Genomic DNA, 537 nt, shown 5'->3' with positions numbered 1-537 from the left:
CGTTATACGTCTTGGAAGTATCGAGGTCAAAATTGGATTATTTAATTTTCTTAGTGCCGGTAGTTGGAGGACTGGTTTCGTTTGTGCATTGGTACTTACACAGCCCCAAGCTTCCAACATACGATGCTCTAGGAGACTTGGCAGGAGAAAAGTTCTTTGGCTTTGTCCGAGTTGATGATGAACCGCATCCTGTACATTTCATTGTTGGCGAAGCACAGCTAGGGATTATAGGTGGCTTCCCAAGTTTTAGTTTGTTGCTTGACATCCATGAACTAGAACTAACAAAAAAACGTTATTTTTTTTGGTATAAAGTAAGAATTATTTCCCATGATTTCTATACTGAGCATTTGTTTAAAGAACTAGTAGTATCGGCTAGAGTTGCCAGAAAGCTTAAAAGACTTTCTGATGGGAGGCTGGCGTATTGAAACCAAAACGTATAACAAGGCAATCAAGTGTGACGCATTACACTCGGCGGTTTTGGTACGGAGTTCAGTGTGCTTTGTCGCTTCAGTGGGGCGCACCTTATTGCGGGCGTTA

At 41.9% G+C, this 537-nt stretch carries 1 protein-coding gene; it reads left to right on the top strand.

Features of this window, described 5'->3' with window-relative positions; genetic code table 11:
• On the top strand, nt 1-425 hold a 425-nt coding region (locus EIZ48_RS28660; RefSeq protein WP_240153131.1), incomplete at its 5' end, for a hypothetical protein.
• Nucleotides 426-537 lie beyond the last annotated feature (112 nt).

It is taken from the genome of Photobacterium alginatilyticum (assembly GCF_009910675.1).
In the GTDB taxonomy this organism is placed as follows: domain Bacteria; phylum Pseudomonadota; class Gammaproteobacteria; order Enterobacterales; family Vibrionaceae; genus Photobacterium; species Photobacterium alginatilyticum.
This window is presented reverse-complemented; position numbering and strand designations above follow the sequence as displayed.